Below are 17,461 nucleotides of genomic sequence, written 5' to 3' on the forward strand. Positions count from 1 at the left end.
TAAAGAGCTAGACTATAACTACAACCAATCCATTTTTTAGGTGGATTGGCTATAGAACTCTAAAACAGCCATTAAACTATCAATTTTGGGCTGTTTTTTTATTATTTTTTATTCTACAAATAACTTTTTTAGCAATATTTGACACAAAAATATTTTTATAGTAAAATAATTTTATATCAAAAATAATAAAAGAAAGAAGGACGAATTATGTTAAAATACCTTTTTGACGGCGGAATATTTATGTGGGTAATTTTACTTGCCTCAATATCTGGACTTGCTGTTATTATTGAAAAAATGTATACTTTTCTATCAAAAGAAAAAAAATTGTCAGAAAATGAGAAAAATCAGCTTTATAAAGCACTTAGAACTGGAAATAAGGAAGAAATTTTAAAACTTTGTAAAGATAAGACTGATTCTGTTTCTAAAAGTGTGACAAAAATTGTTTCTAATATGGATATTAACTTTGATGAGCTTGATAATTCACATAGACAGGTTATCGAGGGTATCATAAGTGAAAGTATTTTAGAGCAGACTACTGAACTCGAAAAAGGTATGAGTTTATTGGGAACAGTTGTAAATGCTGCTCCTCAACTGGGACTTCTGGGAACTGTTACAGGAATGATTGCAGCCTTTTCAGCCCTTACCCGAAATGGTACAAGCACAGCAAAAATAGTGGCTGGTGGAATTTCAGAAGCACTTTACACAACTGCGTTTGGATTAATAGTTGCAATACCTGCATTAGTCTTTTATAATTATTTTAACAGACGGATTGATGTTATTGTGGCGGAAATGGAAAGAGCGGCATTGCAGTTTTTGAGTCGAGTAAAAGATTGATTTTTACAACCTTTTATTCTAATCTTAGATTTAAAATCCAAACTAATTTTATCTGATTTAGATTAGTTTAACTTCAAACAAATTATAAGTAAAATTTACAAATCAAATTTCTTAGGAGAAAAATATGAAATTTTCTAACAGACGAAAACGTCAAAATGTTGATATATCAATGTTAAACTTAATTGATGTAATTTTTATGCTGCTAATATTTTTTATGCTTGCAACTACATTTAACAATTATTCCCAATTTCAGCTGTCAGTTCCCAAAACATCAGCACAGCTTGAAAAAAAGGAAGATACAAAAATAGAAGTAATCGTAAATAAAGACAAAAAATACTTCTTAAAAATAGATGACAAAACTAGGGAACTTTCCCAAAATGAAATAGCTTCCGAATTTTCAAAATTACCAAAGGAAGCATTAAAAAATATAACTTTAACTGCCGACGAACATTTGGAATATAAGGACATTGTGGATACGATGAGTATTTTAAAAAATATGAACATAGAAAATATAAGTTTAAATATTCAAAATAAAAATTAAAACTATATAAAATTAGATATTTAAAGAAAACGAATGAAGGTGAAAAATGAAATATTACATAATTTCAGCTGCAATAAACTTGGGAATACTCCTTATTCCAATTGCAACTCCAGTTTTAAAACAGAAACTTGAAGAAAAAAAAGAAAAGCAGACTATTGTTGTTGACTTAAAAAACAGCATTTTAGAAGAAAATAAGACAAAAAGCACAGCTGATACGGATAGCAATGAGGAAAGTAACGGAACGTCTGGGTTACAAAAGGGAAATCTACCAAATAAAAACAATGCAATTTCCGAAGCTAAAAACATAGAACCAAGTAAACAGCCTAAAAATCCAAAACAGCCCGAACTTTCACCATCACAACCAATACAGCCAAAACAACCACAGCAAACATTACCACAACCTCCCAAAGTACCCCAAGAGACCATACCAAAAGAACAACCAAAACCTACATCACACCCAATTATCCCACCAGTTACCTCCACCCCTAAAAATGCTACACAACCAGTAATTTCACAATCCACAGGAAATTCTGCCAGCACAAAACCAGTACAAAACACCATAACTGCTTCAAACTCCACTATTTCCAGTAATTCTGGACATAAAAACACTCTCTCAAATTCAGGAGTTTCACATGGAAACAAAAATGGAAATACTGCTAACGGAAGCTCTACAGGTAACAAAAACGGAAATGGAACAGGAACAAGCGGAAATTCAACTAGTTCTGGAAATGGAAACGATAAAAAGTCTGGAAATACACGAGGTGGTGGATGTCATGAAGGTACTGATTTTTCAGTTTCATACAGAGAAACATTGGAAATGCCACAAGGCAGTCAACGTTTAAACAGAGAATTTAATGTTGTTGTAAATGTTACAGTAAAATTTACTAGAGGTGGCGGCATCTCAGTAATTTCAGCTTCAGGAGCAAGTTCTATTTTTCTAAATGAAGCCAAAAGAGCCGCTAAAGGAATAAGAATAAATTTCAAAACTAACAATTGCTCATCTGGAGTAATAACAAAACCATTTAGATTTAGAAAAACTCACTAAATATATTTCAAGCAAAATTTCGTTAGAAGAAAAATAGCTGTTTGAGCTTTTGAAATAAACTTTAAGTTAAATAAAATTAATTGGATTAAAATAATTTGTATTCAAAAGCGAGTTCTATTTTTCTTTTATAAGAAAGTTTTGCGTAAAGTGGGGTAGTTCGTAGAACGTTTCGCCATTAATCTCTAAGTAGTAGTAAACTATACATGTAAAAATAATTTTTATTGCGAAAAACGGCATGGCGTCTGATGCCCTTACGTTAAAAAATATAAAAATTATAAATTAAAGAAATAATTATTAATCAAACTAAAAATAGAAAATTAAACTTTTTCTTAATATCATTTATAAAAATAAATAGAAAAAATTTTGAATTTGTGTTACACTTTAAAAGTAAAAAAATTTTAATAAAAAAGAGGAAAAAACATGGAAAAAAGAACTGAAAAATTATCAAGAATTTTAAATGAACTGAATATTGATGGATTGTTTATTACAGATTTGTATAACCTTCGATATTTTACTGGGTTTACTGGGACGACTGGAGTCGCTCTTGCGACAAAAAACGGAAATTTTTTCTTTTCGGATTTTAGATACAAGACACAAGCGACTAAACAAGTTAGTGAAATGGGATTTGAATTTGTGGAAGTTTCACGTGGTTCACTTCAGACAGTTGGAGAATATATAAAAAAATTTGGGCTAAAAAATGTGGGATTTGAAGATGTGAATGTCTCATTTTCTCTTTATCAAACGATAAAAGACATTTTCAAAGTGGAATTAGTGCCAGTTGGAAATAAACTTGTAATGGAAAGAATGGTAAAATCAGAAGAAGAAATTGCACTTATTAAAAAAGCTGTAGAAATTAGTGATGTGGCTTTTTCAGAAGCTTTAAAAATTATAAAGGAAGGCGTTTCTGAAAAGGAAGTTTCTTCATATATGGAATACATTCAAAGAAAATTAGGTGCTGATGACCGTTCATTTACTACAATTTTTGCCAGCGGATACCGTTCAGCTATGCCACACGGAGTAGCTTCTGACAAAAAGATTCAAAAGGAAGAATTTATTACAATGGATTTTGGGGCATATTATGAAGGATATGTATCAGATATGACAAGAACTGTTTACTATGGAGACAATATTTCTGATAGACACGTAGAAATTTATAATACTGTTCTAGAAGCACAAATATTGGGTGTCAATACTATAAAAGAAGGAATAATGTCAGATGATGTTGACAAAGCTGTTAGAAACTTTTTAACTGAAAAAGGATACGGCGAATATTTTGGACATGGACTGGGACACGGAATCGGTGCTGAAATTCACGAATTACCTTACTTATCAAGTGCTTCACACATTGAACTAAAAGAAAACATGGTTGTAACTTCTGAACCAGGACTTTATTTTGACGGATGGGGCGGAGTTAGAATTGAAGATGACGTTGTAGTTAAAAAAGATGGTAGAGAAATATTAAATAAAAGTAATAAAGAATTAATTATTTTACGTTAATTTTATTTTCCATTTACGTAACGAATTTATTACAAACTTTTTCAATAAAGGATAAAAAATTAATATTTAAAGATAATTTTAATAAACCGACGGAGCTTTTATTTGTTCAGCTACGACTGTCTGACGACTGGAAGGAGGAGTTTCGGAGTTGGACAAATAAAAGTCGTAGTCTAGCCATAGGTTATTGCGTAGCAATCTTGCCATAATTTTAATTATCAGGATAAATCTTTATTGCAAGGTAAGGTTTTGCGGCAATGAGCAATCCTGCGAAAATAAATAAAGAAAAGACATATAAAATACTAAATCTCATTAGAGAAGAGGGAATGTCCCATAAATTAAGGCACTCCCTTATTTTTTTAAAAATACATTTTTTTAAATAATGTTGGACACACTTCTTTCATACTGTTTGGAAATTTTGCACACCAGTGAAATATTATTTTTGGATACTTTTTGTTAATATAGCCTATTTTTCTTTTATAATTATTCAATTTTTTATTATAATTATCAATAAAATTATCTTGAAAAATAGTTTTACTATTAACTTTGTAACTTTCCTTGTTTAAAATATTGTGCGAGCAGTTTTTTCTTGAAAAAGCATAGGCTGGAATAAAAGCAAAGTTTTCATTTTCAAAATAATTTGTCATAAATTTTGCTTCAAAAGATATGTTTATATATTTTGATAAATTATCCTGATTTTTTATAATTGAATGATATATTTTTTCTCCCTGCGAAATCAACCATAGCCTAAAAAAATCAAAACTCCAGCTCGCTGTGTCGCCGTTTACAAGATACGAGGCACACCACAACTTTTCATTATAACTTTCACGCATTAATTCAAATGTAATTATTTCAAAATCAAAAATTTCCTCATCTGTTTTTTTTGATAGAATATCTATTAAATAGTCTACAAACTCATTATTATTTTTGGCTTTTTTATGCGATATGGAAATGTATTTCCAAAACTCTTCACGTTTCATTTTAAGTTTTGTAGCAAAATTTCTTATAGACATCTTTGTCACACCTCTTTTCTTTTCTATCTTTTATATTTCCCCATATTTTATTAATTATTTTTATAAAAATTTATTTTAAAATCAACCTCATAAATTCCGTCTAATTTTTATTAATCTGACTCTAAACACTTTCAGGCATATTCAAACTTTGAGTAATAAATGCAATAAATACAGCTGTAATCTTATTATCTCGTCTATTTCTAAAAAACAGCCCTCCATCAGAATACGAAGCATCATTTTTCCTAAAATTATCCACACTTCCCTGATTCATATGAATATCATGCAACCCTTTCCCATTCGCATAAAGCCTTCCAAACGCAATCACTTCATAATCATCATTATTCATAGCCTGCACAACATTCTTTTCAATAATCCCAGTCAAGTAAATACTTGTTACATCAAACCCCTTCATCTGTATCATCTTTTCGTGTGGAAAAAGTTTCATTCTAATATAATCCAGATATAAATCCTTGTGACATTCTGTAATGGCATTTTTTTGCAATAGCATTTTACGGACAATTCTCTTTCGGCAATTATAATTCTCATCATAATAAACCTTCAAATTGGAAGAAACTATCTCATTCATCTTCTCATAAATACTCCCAATATTAACCGCCAAATCATATCTTTTCCCCTCATCATCCATCGCCACAATATGATAATGTGCCCTTTTATCAAAGTCGTACCATTTATCTATAACTTTTCCTCGAAACATCACATATTTTTCCATATTTTCCTCTTTACTGCATATCTGAACTTTTACTTTTTCTCATTATAAGTATAACATATTTTTTATGAAAGAAAAGGGATTGGGAATTTTATTAAATAAATTTTTTAAAATTACAAACAAAAAAAATAATCGCTGTCTTTTACAACAACGATTATAATTTTTTTTATTTAATTAACTGGTATAACTATTGAATAATCTTCTGTCCATTCTGTCCATTTTTCAGGTGTCAATGTTACCAAATCTATTTTTTTCATAAAATCGTATGGTTCTTCATAACTTTGTAGTGAGGTATTATCAATTAAATTTTTAGGAGCCGTTTTATCATTAATTCCTAAGTCAAATCCATGTAATAATGCTATTTTAGAATACATTAATACATAAATATTCAAATAAAAACTATAATTAATATCTGTATCAAAAAGAATTTTTTTAGCTATTTTAGGTTCTAATAATTTATGTATTGCTCGTTTCATTTTTTCTGTATTTTTATTTACTAATGCTTCAAAAAACATAAAATCATATTTTGTATATGCATAATAACTTTTATTTAATGGTTCTTCCAAATATTTTTTGCTTCTTTTTTCTACTTCTTCAAAATCTCCTAATAGTGCTAAAATAGTTGTTTTTGATAAAAAAGAATTTCGATGTAAATATTTTGATTTTATATAGGTGTTCTCTTTTGAATTAAAATCATTTGAAGTTATATAGTTTAAATTATTTTTTAAAAAACTTATCCATTCTTTATTATTTGACATAATTAATCCAAATAAACTATAGCTAGCCTTATAAAGTTTTGATTCTTTAGAAGTTCCTAAAATTTTTAATTTTTCTGAAATATGGCAGTTTAACCTAAAAGAATTTAAATTATTTTCTATCAATAAATTTTTTGAAGCAAGTACTTTATACTCTGATGATAATGTTCTCATACAGGATAATTGATTTCCCTTTTTACTTTTAATGTAATCTATACATCTTTTTTCCATTTCAAAATCAAATTTATAATCAGATAAAATTTCATAATTTTCTTTGAACTTTTGTTCATCAATTAAAATATTCATTTGTATTCTCCTCTCTAAAATTTATTGGGTAAAAAGTTGTTTTAAAAATCCAAATTATATGCGATATAGAAAAAATAACCGCTGTCTTTTTCAACAACGATTATTTAAGAGAATATTTGAAAATAGAAAACTCAGTATTGTATTGAAAACTTAATATAAAAAAAATTGATTTTCAAATTATTTGTTCAAAATTTGGGGTATACTCTAATATTTTTTTAAAATTTCATTCGCTTCATCTGCAACATAAAGTTTTATTTTTTTAATTTGACCATTATAACTAATTTTTAGTATATCATCCATATCACAAGTATTTCCTTTTGAATCTTTACTATCAACACAATCAAAATTGTTAAATATTTCAAAACTTATTTCTGTATTTTTTCTCTTTAATTTTATTTCAATTCCTTTCATATCCTTAAGATCGCTAGATACTTGCTCTTGAAACGGAGAAACATCGTAATTTTTTCCTGTAAAAATTTCATTTATTATCTCCTTTTCCTTACCTTCTATTTTTTGATTTTCTAAATATATTTCCGTATCTTTTTCATTAATATATTCTAAAATTTTATCTTTAATATTTTTAACATCAACATCTTCTTTAAAAGCACCTAAACTTATTAACATAATCAAAATAAATAAAAAACTAAAAATCCAAATAAATATAAAAATTTTTGTAAATGAACTATTATTCATTTTGTGATAGCCCTCCACTCATTAGATGAATTTGGTAATAGATTTTGTGCTATCAGGAACTTTTATTGTTTTTGAATCATTAATTTTACTTAACTTTAATTGACTTTTTATTGCATTTTCTATTCCTTTTTTATTTTTTTTCATATTTTTATCCTTTCCTTACCATAACTCTATCTAAAAAACTATGGAAAACTATCCTAGTATAACTCAGATATTTCCTACAAATTTTCCATAAAATCTTTATAAAATTTTTCTAAAATAGAAGAATCATCGTCTTTAACAGATAGATATATGTATATGTCTTCAGATATTTTCTTTATTAACAGCAGTTTCTCAGATTTTTTATTTTTTATTTTATAAGTTGAAACACCTTTACTTATTGATATTAGTTCACTAATATATCTTTGGCTTTCTTTTCCGTTATAGACTTGCTTTATGTCATAATCATTATCGACATAAATAGGAAATCCAATATTATTTATTTTATCATAAAAATATTTATAATTACTATATTTTTTTAAAATAAATCCATCAGGAACATTTACAGATAATCCTTTTTGTATCTCGAGTTTATGTCTTTTTCTTAAATTTAACGAATTAATATATTCTTTAAATCTATTCGGTTCTTTTTCTTCATAAATTTTTATTCCAAACTCTTTATCTTTAGTTTCTCTTATGTTATTGCATCCATTTTCTCCACAAAGAGCAACCGCTGTCCCTATCAGTGCAGAAGTTATACAAGAATTTAGACAAAATATTGAAACTATTCCTAATAATGCTAATCTTAATTTTCTCATCTTAATTACCTACCCTATTTCTCAAGTTATTTAAAATATCTTTCATTTCTTTTGGATTGTCATTTCCCTTTTTAGGTTCAAAAATCCTATTTTACTATATATTTTTTTATTATATCATATTTCTACACATCCGTACATTCTAGCCCTTAACTTTTCAAATCTTTCATTGTGTGTTTATTTTTTAATGTCGTGTGAAACAATTCTATACAGGCATTAAATAATTCCCTTTTCTACTGTAAAAAATGCTCATCTCTTTTTCCACAAAGTTTCTTAAATTTCGCAATTTCATAAAAAGAGCCACAAACCACTATCGCCTTATACTGACTATTCTTTTCCAAGACCATTTCTTTTGCTTGATTATAGGCATCTAAAATATTGTCTTCAAAAATAATATTATTTGTCAAAATATTTGCATTTTCCAGATTTTTCTTTATTTCATTGGCAGAAAGTCCGTAAGTAACCTCTTTTAGAGAAGTTATAAAAATTTTGTAATTTTTTTCCAAAATTTTCTCAAAAATATTTGCAATGTCCTTTGTTCCAAGTATCGAAAGAATAAAAATTACTTCATCGTTTTTAAAAAGTTCATTCAAACTTTCTACAAGAACTCTTACAGAATCATCATTATGAGCCACATCCAGTATTGTAGCTGGATTTTGTGAAAAAATCTCAAACCGTCCAGCCAACGAAATTTCATCAAGCCCTTTCTGAATAATTTCGTCGCTGATACCATAAATTTTAGCAACTTCATAAGCAATCAAAAAATTATTTGCCTGAAATTTTCCAAAAAGTGGCAATATAAATGTTTTTCCCAAATTATGTTTATTTTTTTTATCTTCAATATTTTCAAATTCTTCCAAATTTTCACTTTCCAAAATATTCACAATTGTCTTATAATTTTTAGTATCCAGTTCGACTTTTAAATTCTGATACTTTTTCAAGACATTTACCAAATTATCAGTTTCTTTTTTTACTGCATTCTCCAATTCAGCCAAATTCTGGGCGTAAATGCACAGTTGCCCATCCTTTATAATACCAGCTTTTCTGTCTGCAATTTTGTCAAGAGAATTTCCCAAAAGACTGACGTGATCAAAACTCACATTTGTTATAGCCGCAATTGTCGAGTTTATGACATTTGTAGCGTCGTATCTTCCGCCAAGACCAGTTTCTAGAAATATAAAGTCAGGATTTTTTGCCTCAAAATAAAGTAAAGCCATAAAAGTCGTTATCTCAAAAAAATTTATCTGCAACGAATTTTTTTCCAAAATATCCATAACAACTTCATAATACTTCACAACATCCTCATCAGAAATCATCTCTTTATCCACCAAAATTCTCTCATTAAACCGTAAAATATGCGGTGAAGTAAACTTTGCAACAGAATATCCCGCTGCGAAAAAAATACCCTCTAAAAATGTGGCTGTCGAACCTTTCCCATTCGTTCCTGCAATATGAATAATTTTCTTATTTTTACACGGCTCTCCCAGCAACTCATAAATTTTTTTCAGTTTTTCATTATTTTGATTTAAAGATTCGTCAGTTATCCTCTTATCAATCGTTCTCATATTAAAAATTTTTTCCAGAACTTCGTCTATTTTCATTATCTAATTTTTCCTTTCACTCTAGCATTATATCTTATTAAAAAATCAAATCTTTTTAACAACGAGAAGAATTCCTTCTTATGAAAAGTGTATAATTCAAAATTTATAATAAATTTTCTTAAATTTAGGTAAACAAAAAGACACCAATACAAGTGCCTTTTTATAAATAACTATTTTTTCTTAGTTTCTTGGAATTTTGCCCAGATTCCTGCTTTTGTTAAAATGCTTTTAACAGTTTCAGTCGGTTGAGCTCCGTGTGATAAGTATTTTAAGATTTCTTCCTCTTTTAATACTACTTGTTTTCCTTCTTCAGCAAGTGGATTGAATGTTCCTAAGTAAGCAACTGCTTTTCCATCTCTTTTTGATAAAGCTTCCATAGCTGCTATTCTATAAAAAGGAACTTTTTTTCTTCCTAATCTAGTTAATCTTAATTTTAACATTAAATTTTACCTCCATTTATTTAATAACTTGAAAATTTATTATTTTAAGTATGTTATGATTATACTAAAATTTTGACAAGTTGTCAAGTTTTTTTTCCTTACAAAATATGAATAGAAAATTACAAACTTAAATTAATCAAAAACAATTAATTAGAATATTCTATTATTTCCTAAAAAACAATTCGATTATTCTTAAAATGCAAAATGTAATTCCGCCAGCAATAACTGGCCCTGCCGCAATCCCTTTGAAAAAAACAATTCCCATTATCGTTCCAAGTACAAGGGCTACTGTAATTTCAGGCTGTCCTTCAAGAAGTCCTACTCCCTTGGAAGATAAAATCGAAACAGAGATTCCGCTTATAATCGCAACCCAGCCAATCGGTGTTTTAAAAGCACTTAGCAAATGTGAAAACCCTATTTCTCCTGTCGCAATTGGAATCAATATGGCGATAGTAATTATCAAAACTCCCCAATTTATCCCTTCTTTTCTAAATTGTGCCATCATATTTCCAACATTAATTCCTCTTATCTTGTAAAATTCAGTAATATTAAATATTGACTTCAAAATTAATACAAAAATCGTTGCCTGAACAATAGACTTATTTTGTGTAATTATTCCAATTAATAAAATTATTCCTAAAAAAATAAAACTTTCCAAATTCTTCTCCTTTAAATTATAATTTTTTATTAAACAATAATAGACATTTAACTTTCTCAATTTTATGAAAATAAAAATGAAAAAATATTTATTAATCAAAATATCTAAAAAATTATTCCTATTTTTAAACGGTATTTGGTATTATACTATTCTCCGTTTGAATGGTGAATATTTCTAGTCTCTAATGTGCTTTAGTATAAGATTATTTTGTTTAATAATGGTTTTTACTGTTTTTATTATGTTTTTTCTTTATTTATTTCTGCAGGATTGCTCATTGCCGCAAATCCTGCACCTATGGCTAGACTACGACTTTTATTTGCTCAACTCCGAAACTCCTCCTTTCAGTCGTCAAACAGTCGTAGCTGAGCAAATAAAAGCTCCGTCGATTTATTAAAGCAAAAAAATATTTTAATTATTTTAAAATACTAAGTTTTAATCCTTCATTGGAAAAGTTTATAACAAATTCGTTATTTAAATGGGATTTAGTATTAGTTTTCAACAACATAAAAGATACCCCAATTCAACATCAAGGTATCTTTTTTGCTATTTTTAATCCTAAAAAATAATTCTATTTTTACGAATTTATTCCATCACAGGATTGTTGAATTAATAATTAATTTTTTACATATTTTTCAAAACAATTTCCGCAATATCCTTCGCTCTAAGCCCATAATTCGTAAGCATAGTCTCTCCATCTGCACTTTGTCCAAAAACATCCTGTATTCCATGTTTTACAACTTTTGTCGGATGAACTTCTGATAAATATTCTGAAACTGCACTTCCAAGTCCTCCTATTACAGAATGCTCTTCACTTGTTACAATGAATTTACATTCTTTTGCCGCTTTTAGAACTGTTTCTGTGTCTAACGGCTTTATCGTAGAAACATTTACCACTCTTACTTTTATCCCTTTTTCTTCCAGTAATTTCGCCGCCTCAAGAGCTTCTGATACCATAAGGCCAGTCGCTAATATTGCTACATCGTTTCCTTCTCTCAAAGTTGCAGCTTTTCCTATTTCAAATTTATAGTTTTCATCAAATAATACCGGTATATTCAGTCTTCCAAGTCTTACATACACAGGCCCTTCATATTCAGCCACTGCAAAGACCATTTTTTCTGTTTCTACTGCATCTGCTGGCGATAGCACTACCATTCCTGGAATTGCACGCATTAATGCCACATCCTCAACTGACTGGTGTGAACCTCCATCCTCTCCTAACGAAACTCCTGCGTGAGTTGGACAAATCTTGACATTTAAATGCGGATACGCCACCGAGTTTCTAACCTGGTCAAAGGCACGTCCAGCTGCAAAATGTGCAAAAGTTGAGGCAAACGGTATTTTCCCAGTCGTTGCAATACCTGCCGCTGTTCCAATCATATCAGCCTCTGCAATCCCAACATTTATATGTCTTTCTGGAAACTCTTTTTTAAAATATGCAGTCATTGTTGATTTTGACAAGTCTGCTTCCAGTACCACCACATCTTTATTTACTTTTCCCAATTTAACTAACGCTTCTCCATAAGCCACTCTAGTTGATTTTTTTTCCATTCTCATATTCTCCTATTTTTATATTAATATTTAGTTATTTTTAAAAGTTTATAATATCCTGTTAGCACAGCAATTTTAATCTTAACTCAATTCTTCCATTGCCTTCTTGTATTCTTCATCATTTGGAGCAGCCCCGTGGAATCCAGCGTTATTTTCCATAAACGAAACACCTTTTCCTTTTACAGTGTTCGCAACAATAACTGTCGGCTGTCCTTTAACTGTTCTTGCTGTGTCAAGAGCATTTATGATTTCTTCATAATTGTGTCCGTCAATCTCGATTACATTCCATTTGAATGCCTTGAACTTTTCTCCAATCGGAGCAACATCCATTACATCCGAAACTTTTCCATCAATTTGCAAGTTGTTATAGTCAACTATCGCAACTAAATTGTCAAGCTTGTAATGTGCCGCAGTCATAGCCGCTTCCCAAATTTGCCCTTCCTGAAGCTCTCCATCTCCTAAGATTGTATAAACTCTGTAGTCATTATTGTAAATTTTTCCACTCAAAGCCATTCCGTTTGCTGCAGACAGTCCTTGCCCAAGTGAACCTGTTGACATTTCAACTCCAGCCAGTTTTTTCATGTCAGGATGTCCCTGAAGCGGAGAGTGCCATTTTCTAAGTGTTGGAATAAGGCTCTTTCCTTCATCTCCTAAAAATCCTTTTTCAATCAAGGCTGCATACAGTGCAGGAGCAGCATGTCCCTTACTAAGAACTAATCTGTCTCTGTTTTCCATTTTTGGATTTTTTGGGTCAATATTCATTTCCTTCCAGTAAAGCACAGCCAGAATATCAGCAATCGAAAGTGAACCTCCCGGATGTCCTGATTTTGCCCTGTAAATCATCTCAATAATATCTTTTCTCAATATTTTTGCCTCTTTTTGCAAATCTTCAATTTTCATAAAAACCTCCATTTTTTATTTATAAATATTAATAATTAACTAAAATTAATCCTCTTTTTTCAAATTATAGAAAAACAGCGAAACGCCAAACAACGCTAATGCTACGACAAGTGTCACTTTAACTCCAACTTCAGTTGCACCTTTCACGCCATTCTGAACATTCTGATTCCCTAAAACAAGTAAAGTTGACTGAACAACTTGCTGCACTAGAAACGCCAATTTTAAAAACATTCCCTGTATTCCAAACATAAAGCCTTCTAAACTTACTTTTTTGGTTTCTGACAGTTTTGCAGAAATTTCACTAAGCATTGCCTGTGGGAAAATAAATGCTGCACCACTTAATCCTGTTCCACAAATTACAAAAAGTAAATATGCAAAAATTGAATTATTTTTATTAATAAACAATAGACCAAAAGTACCGATTATCAAAAGCAGCATATCCACAATCAATATTTTCTTGTACGAATATTTTTTCCCAAACTTATTTGTAATTGGAAAAAATAGCCCCGCCATTCCAAACAGCACAACTGATATTACAGTCAAATATTTAATATCCTTTTGCATTACAGCACTCAAATAATATGTCAAATCTCCACGAAGTATGTTAAATCCGCAAAAGAAAAAGAAATATCCTAAAAAATATAAAATAATTTCCTTATCCTTCAAATGTGAAATTGATTTCATAAACCCTAGCGATTCAGTCTTAGGACGATTTTGTGTGAGCTGCTTTTCCTTTAGAAAAAATATACACGCATAAATCCCCAAAACTGACAATATTGTAATCAAAATTACTGTTTTACGTATTCCAACTTCTGTATTCAGCACTCCATTTACCATTCCCAATTTTGAAATCAAAATACCCGGTAGAACCATCGCAACCCCAGTAAATATAAGCCTAAACGTTGACTGCATTGTAGAAAGATTAAGCCTTTCTTCCTTGTTTGAAGCCAAATCTGGAATTAGAGCGTTATACGGTGCTGCGACTAAAGTATATGCCGTAAAATACAGTCCTCCAACAACTGATAAATAAATAAGCGTTGTCATCTGCGAACTTTTAATCGGATAAAAATACATAACCGTAAGAATCCCAAGTGGCAAGCCTCCAACTAGCATAAATATTGATCTTTTCCCAAACCGTGATTTTGAATTATCAGATAAAAATCCTACAACAGGATCTGATATTGCATCAATAATCCTCGCAAAAATAAATGCTAGAACTAAATACTGCGGCTTCAACAACGGAACTAAATTTTTTTCCGTTTCAGGTGGCAAATAATAATATGACAACCATTGATTATAAATCTGGTCAATCATAAAATATGAAACCCCAAGCCCGTAAATTATGTAACTTTTTTTCGTTAATCTTGAACTCATTAAATCTTCTACCTTTCTGTTTTTTATAACTTTAATTTGTTAAAAACTCTTTTACCGCCTCAACGTATTCATCTTTACACTCAGGATCAGCATAAATTCTTGTGTGTGAACCTTTTTCAAAAACTTTTAGTTTGATATTTTCATTTTGTGCAAGTTCGTTATACTCTTCCATAAGCATTCCGTAAGTTGTAGCCTTGTCATTTTTAGACTGAATTATCAAAGTAGGTATTCTTTTTAGTAAGTATGATAATTTCAGCTTATCAAGATGACTTCCAACTCTTAAATTAAAAATTCTTACAATAACACTTACAATAAATTTTGGAACACGACGTTTTTTTGCATCTTCCTTAATTCTCTTTCTTATATTGGAAATCGAACTGTCCAAAATCAGCTTATCAATCACAATCCCTTTTTTTCTAAGTGCCTTCACGTACATTTTGGAAGCAATTGCAGACCCCATACCCCCTTGCGAAAATCCATATAATGTAAAATTGTTCTTTCCAAATCTTTCATTCAGCATTTCCATTGTGTGAAAAATATCCTGTCCAAAGCAGTATCCCATCTTAGTTTTAGCCACATCAGACTTTCCAGAGTTTCTCAAATCTGGAATAAAAAAATTATACTCCTTGTCAAGTCCAATATTTTTAAACATTTCCAAATATTGTAACGAAGCCAGCCTGTTTACACCACGACCATGTGAAATAATCATCGTTTTTGTAGCTTCCTTATTTTCAATAAGCCACCCATAAAGCTGTATTTTCCCTGACTTATACTCAATTTCCTTAAAATTATACCCATAATCATAAGGATTTGCCTTATTATCCTCAATATTATACTTCTGTCTCAATTTTTTACTGTTATACACCTCTTCAAATGTAACTCTCGGATATTTCTCAATCTGATTAATAAAATACCGTATTGACATATATGCTATCACAAAGAAAAATATCATAAACAGCACATTAATTGTTATTAATAATCCCATTCCTATAATCCTCTCCTATTCTTTTTATTTTTTATTTATAAAATTCATTAATATAATATTTTTAAACTCTCATCTTTGTATTATTTTTGACAAGCTGCATTTACTCTTCGCTGTATAAAAACTGTTGTTATTCATTTTTATAACTTTTCACTTTTAAATTTTCTTATAATTTATTTGTTAAAATAATTCAATCTAAACAGACAATTGGATTTAATTTCTCTTTTTTCCCTAAAATTAATTCTTTTATCAAAAATCCATTTTTTTCAACTTGTATTTTTTCCAAAAAATTTTCTTGATTTTCCAAGCTTTCTGTATTTTCATCCCTTTTATCAAATTTTTCAATATCTTTCCAATTTACAAAAACATCTTTTTTCTGAAAATCATTTTTCGCATCAAAGTTTTCAATTTTATTATTTTTACGAATTTCTTTCAAATATTCCTGACCTTTTTTATTAAAGCCTAAAATTCTTACATAGTTTATTTCAAAATCCATCATTTTAGCTTTTATATTTAGTAAAATATTCAAAATAATCCGTTCTACACGTTTATTTGATAAATTTCTAGATTTTGAATTTTTCAAAAATTCTATATATTTTTGCGAATTCAGCATTGTTCCATGTATTCTAGCATAAATTTCTTCAGTTATATCATATATTTCCATTATTTTTTCTTTTTTTTCTGTCAAAATCTTATATTTCACAATTTTAAAGATTTCTTCTTTTATTTTATCCCCACTAAATCTGTTATTTATCTTCCATTCCAAATTTTTAAAAATAATGTCAAATGATTTTTCTGGTAAAAATTTCTGAATCTCTTCTAGTTTCAAAAAGACTCTTTCTTCTGTTTTTACATTTTTCAAACTTTCTAAACCTATTTTTCCCCTAATATTTTGCTTTTTCTCAAAATTATAATTTTTTTTAACAATTTCTTTTGAATTTTCTACTCTTACATCTTTTAAAAAATCATATTTTTTTTTAGCAATAAAATTTTTTATTTTTTCAAAATCAAATTTTTCCTTAGAAAATTCATCCAAAATCTTCTCCAATTCATTTCTCAAAAATGAAGCACTAGCAAATTCTTCCCTATCCTTAGAAACTTTCTCTTCGTTATATTCTGAAATTTCTCTTTTTATAATATACGGTTTTATTTTAAGATTACTATTTTCTATTTCACGCATATATTCTAGAGCTAGAATATTATTTGACTTCACAATTCCATCTAGATTATATTCCTTTAATGCCAGTCTTTGAGAAGTGCTGTAGCTGTTGCCTTTTTTCATATATTTCATAAGCTTGTCCTTATAATCCTGCCTTTTCTGCAGTTCAAGCACCTTTTGCAAAATATCAATATTTTCCTCTTCCGCTCCAAAAACCTGAATATCTATCCCCAAATAATCCAAAATTTTTGTTGCCATTCTTGAAAAAATCTCAGCATTCTGAATCGAATAATAAAGTGGCAACTCCACAACCAAATCAACTCCGCATCCTAAGCTAACCTGTGTTTTCTCCCACTTATCCAAAAACGAAATTTCTCCCCGCTGAACAAAATCTCCACTTATCACTACCACAATCAAGACATCTTCACCAAATATCTCTTTAATTTTCCTGATTTGATACAAATGTCCATTGTGAAATGGATTATATTCAGCTACAATTCCTATTTTTAACAATTTTCTCTCCTAAAAACTTTTCTCACATTACAAGTATTATACCATATATCAAGATGATTTTTATAAGTTTTTTCAATTTTATTA

At 29.2% G+C, this 17,461-nt stretch carries 18 protein-coding genes; 4 read left to right on the forward strand and 14 right to left on the reverse strand.

What is annotated here, in order from left to right; all coding sequences use genetic code 11:
• Nucleotides 1-207: 207 nt before the first annotated feature.
• The 4 genes from ACEG17_RS07760 (at nucleotide 208) to ACEG17_RS07775 (ending at nucleotide 3,917) form a co-directional block, all read left to right on the forward strand.
• A complete protein-coding gene (locus ACEG17_RS07760) occupies nucleotides 208-834 on the forward strand; it encodes a MotA/TolQ/ExbB proton channel family protein (RefSeq protein ID WP_372583250.1) in 627 nt (208 codons plus the stop codon).
• Nucleotides 835-958: 124 nt separating this feature from the next.
• Nucleotides 959-1,375, forward strand: coding sequence for an ExbD/TolR family protein (locus ACEG17_RS07765; RefSeq protein WP_006804489.1), 417 nt, complete (start codon nucleotides 959-961; stop codon nucleotides 1,373-1,375).
• A gap of 46 nt (nucleotides 1,376-1,421) precedes the next feature.
• Nucleotides 1,422-2,420: an energy transducer TonB gene (locus ACEG17_RS07770; protein WP_372583251.1), complete on the forward strand. Its 999-nt coding sequence runs from the start codon at nucleotides 1,422-1,424 to the stop codon at nucleotides 2,418-2,420.
• Between the two features lie 420 nt (nucleotides 2,421-2,840).
• A complete protein-coding gene (locus tag ACEG17_RS07775; protein ID WP_372583252.1) occupies nucleotides 2,841-3,917 on the forward strand; it encodes a M24 family metallopeptidase in 1,077 nt (358 codons plus the stop codon).
• 356 nt (nucleotides 3,918-4,273) lie between these two features.
• On the opposite strand, the gene ACEG17_RS07780 is transcribed toward ACEG17_RS07775, so the two are convergent.
• The 14 genes from ACEG17_RS07780 to ACEG17_RS07845 all read right to left on the reverse strand — a co-directional run bounded on the left by ACEG17_RS07780 (nucleotide 4,274) and on the right by ACEG17_RS07845 (nucleotide 17,377).
• Nucleotides 4,274-4,927 (reverse strand): DUF4240 domain-containing protein, encoded by a 654-nt coding sequence (locus ACEG17_RS07780; protein WP_372583253.1) that lies wholly within the window; start codon nucleotides 4,925-4,927, stop codon nucleotides 4,274-4,276.
• Between the two features lie 121 nt (nucleotides 4,928-5,048).
• On the reverse strand, nucleotides 5,049-5,657 hold the full coding sequence (locus ACEG17_RS07785) for a DUF2278 family protein (protein WP_372583254.1): 609 nt from the start codon (nucleotides 5,655-5,657) through the stop codon (nucleotides 5,049-5,051).
• A 167-nt stretch (nucleotides 5,658-5,824) separates the two neighbouring features.
• Nucleotides 5,825-6,715: an immunity 49 family protein gene (locus ACEG17_RS07790; RefSeq protein ID WP_372583255.1), complete on the reverse strand. Its 891-nt coding sequence runs from the start codon at nucleotides 6,713-6,715 to the stop codon at nucleotides 5,825-5,827.
• 204 nt (nucleotides 6,716-6,919) lie between these two features.
• Nucleotides 6,920-7,408 carry a hypothetical protein gene (locus tag ACEG17_RS07795; RefSeq protein WP_372583256.1) on the reverse strand — a complete coding sequence of 163 codons (489 nt, stop codon included), beginning with the start codon at nucleotides 7,406-7,408 and terminating at the stop codon, nucleotides 6,920-6,922.
• A gap of 21 nt (nucleotides 7,409-7,429) precedes the next feature.
• A complete protein-coding gene (locus ACEG17_RS07800) occupies nucleotides 7,430-7,552 on the reverse strand; it encodes a hypothetical protein (RefSeq protein ID WP_372583257.1) in 123 nt (40 codons plus the stop codon).
• Between the two features lie 74 nt (nucleotides 7,553-7,626).
• Nucleotides 7,627-8,205 carry a hypothetical protein gene (locus ACEG17_RS07805; protein ID WP_372583258.1) on the reverse strand — a complete coding sequence of 193 codons (579 nt, stop codon included), beginning with the start codon at nucleotides 8,203-8,205 and terminating at the stop codon, nucleotides 7,627-7,629.
• A gap of 230 nt (nucleotides 8,206-8,435) precedes the next feature.
• Entirely contained in the window at nucleotides 8,436-9,803 is a 1,368-nt protein-coding gene (locus ACEG17_RS07810; RefSeq protein WP_372583259.1) for a bifunctional folylpolyglutamate synthase/dihydrofolate synthase, read from the reverse strand.
• Between the two features lie 170 nt (nucleotides 9,804-9,973).
• Entirely contained in the window at nucleotides 9,974-10,243 is a 270-nt protein-coding gene (rpsP, locus tag ACEG17_RS07815; RefSeq protein WP_006804498.1) for a 30S ribosomal protein S16, read from the reverse strand.
• 163 nt (nucleotides 10,244-10,406) lie between these two features.
• A complete protein-coding gene (locus tag ACEG17_RS07820) occupies nucleotides 10,407-10,901 on the reverse strand; it encodes a DUF441 domain-containing protein (protein WP_372583260.1) in 495 nt (164 codons plus the stop codon).
• 621 nt (nucleotides 10,902-11,522) lie between these two features.
• Nucleotides 11,523-12,449, reverse strand: a complete 927-nt coding sequence (locus ACEG17_RS07825; protein WP_372583261.1) for a transketolase family protein — start codon at nucleotides 12,447-12,449, stop codon at nucleotides 11,523-11,525.
• A gap of 81 nt (nucleotides 12,450-12,530) precedes the next feature.
• The gene (locus tag ACEG17_RS07830; RefSeq protein ID WP_372583262.1) at nucleotides 12,531-13,349 is read right to left on the reverse strand and encodes a transketolase; all 819 of its coding nucleotides are present in this window, start codon (nucleotides 13,347-13,349) and stop codon (nucleotides 12,531-12,533) included.
• A gap of 45 nt (nucleotides 13,350-13,394) precedes the next feature.
• A complete protein-coding gene (locus ACEG17_RS07835; protein ID WP_372583263.1) occupies nucleotides 13,395-14,723 on the reverse strand; it encodes an MFS transporter in 1,329 nt (442 codons plus the stop codon).
• A 31-nt stretch (nucleotides 14,724-14,754) separates the two neighbouring features.
• A complete protein-coding gene (locus ACEG17_RS07840) occupies nucleotides 14,755-15,708 on the reverse strand; it encodes an alpha/beta hydrolase (RefSeq protein ID WP_299575646.1) in 954 nt (317 codons plus the stop codon).
• A 187-nt stretch (nucleotides 15,709-15,895) separates the two neighbouring features.
• Entirely contained in the window at nucleotides 15,896-17,377 is a 1,482-nt protein-coding gene (locus ACEG17_RS07845) for a nucleotidyltransferase family protein (protein ID WP_372583264.1), read from the reverse strand.
• Between the last annotated feature and the right edge of the window lie 84 nt (nucleotides 17,378-17,461).

The organism is Leptotrichia hongkongensis (genome assembly GCF_041538065.1).
Classification (GTDB): domain Bacteria; phylum Fusobacteriota; class Fusobacteriia; order Fusobacteriales; family Leptotrichiaceae; genus Leptotrichia; species Leptotrichia hongkongensis.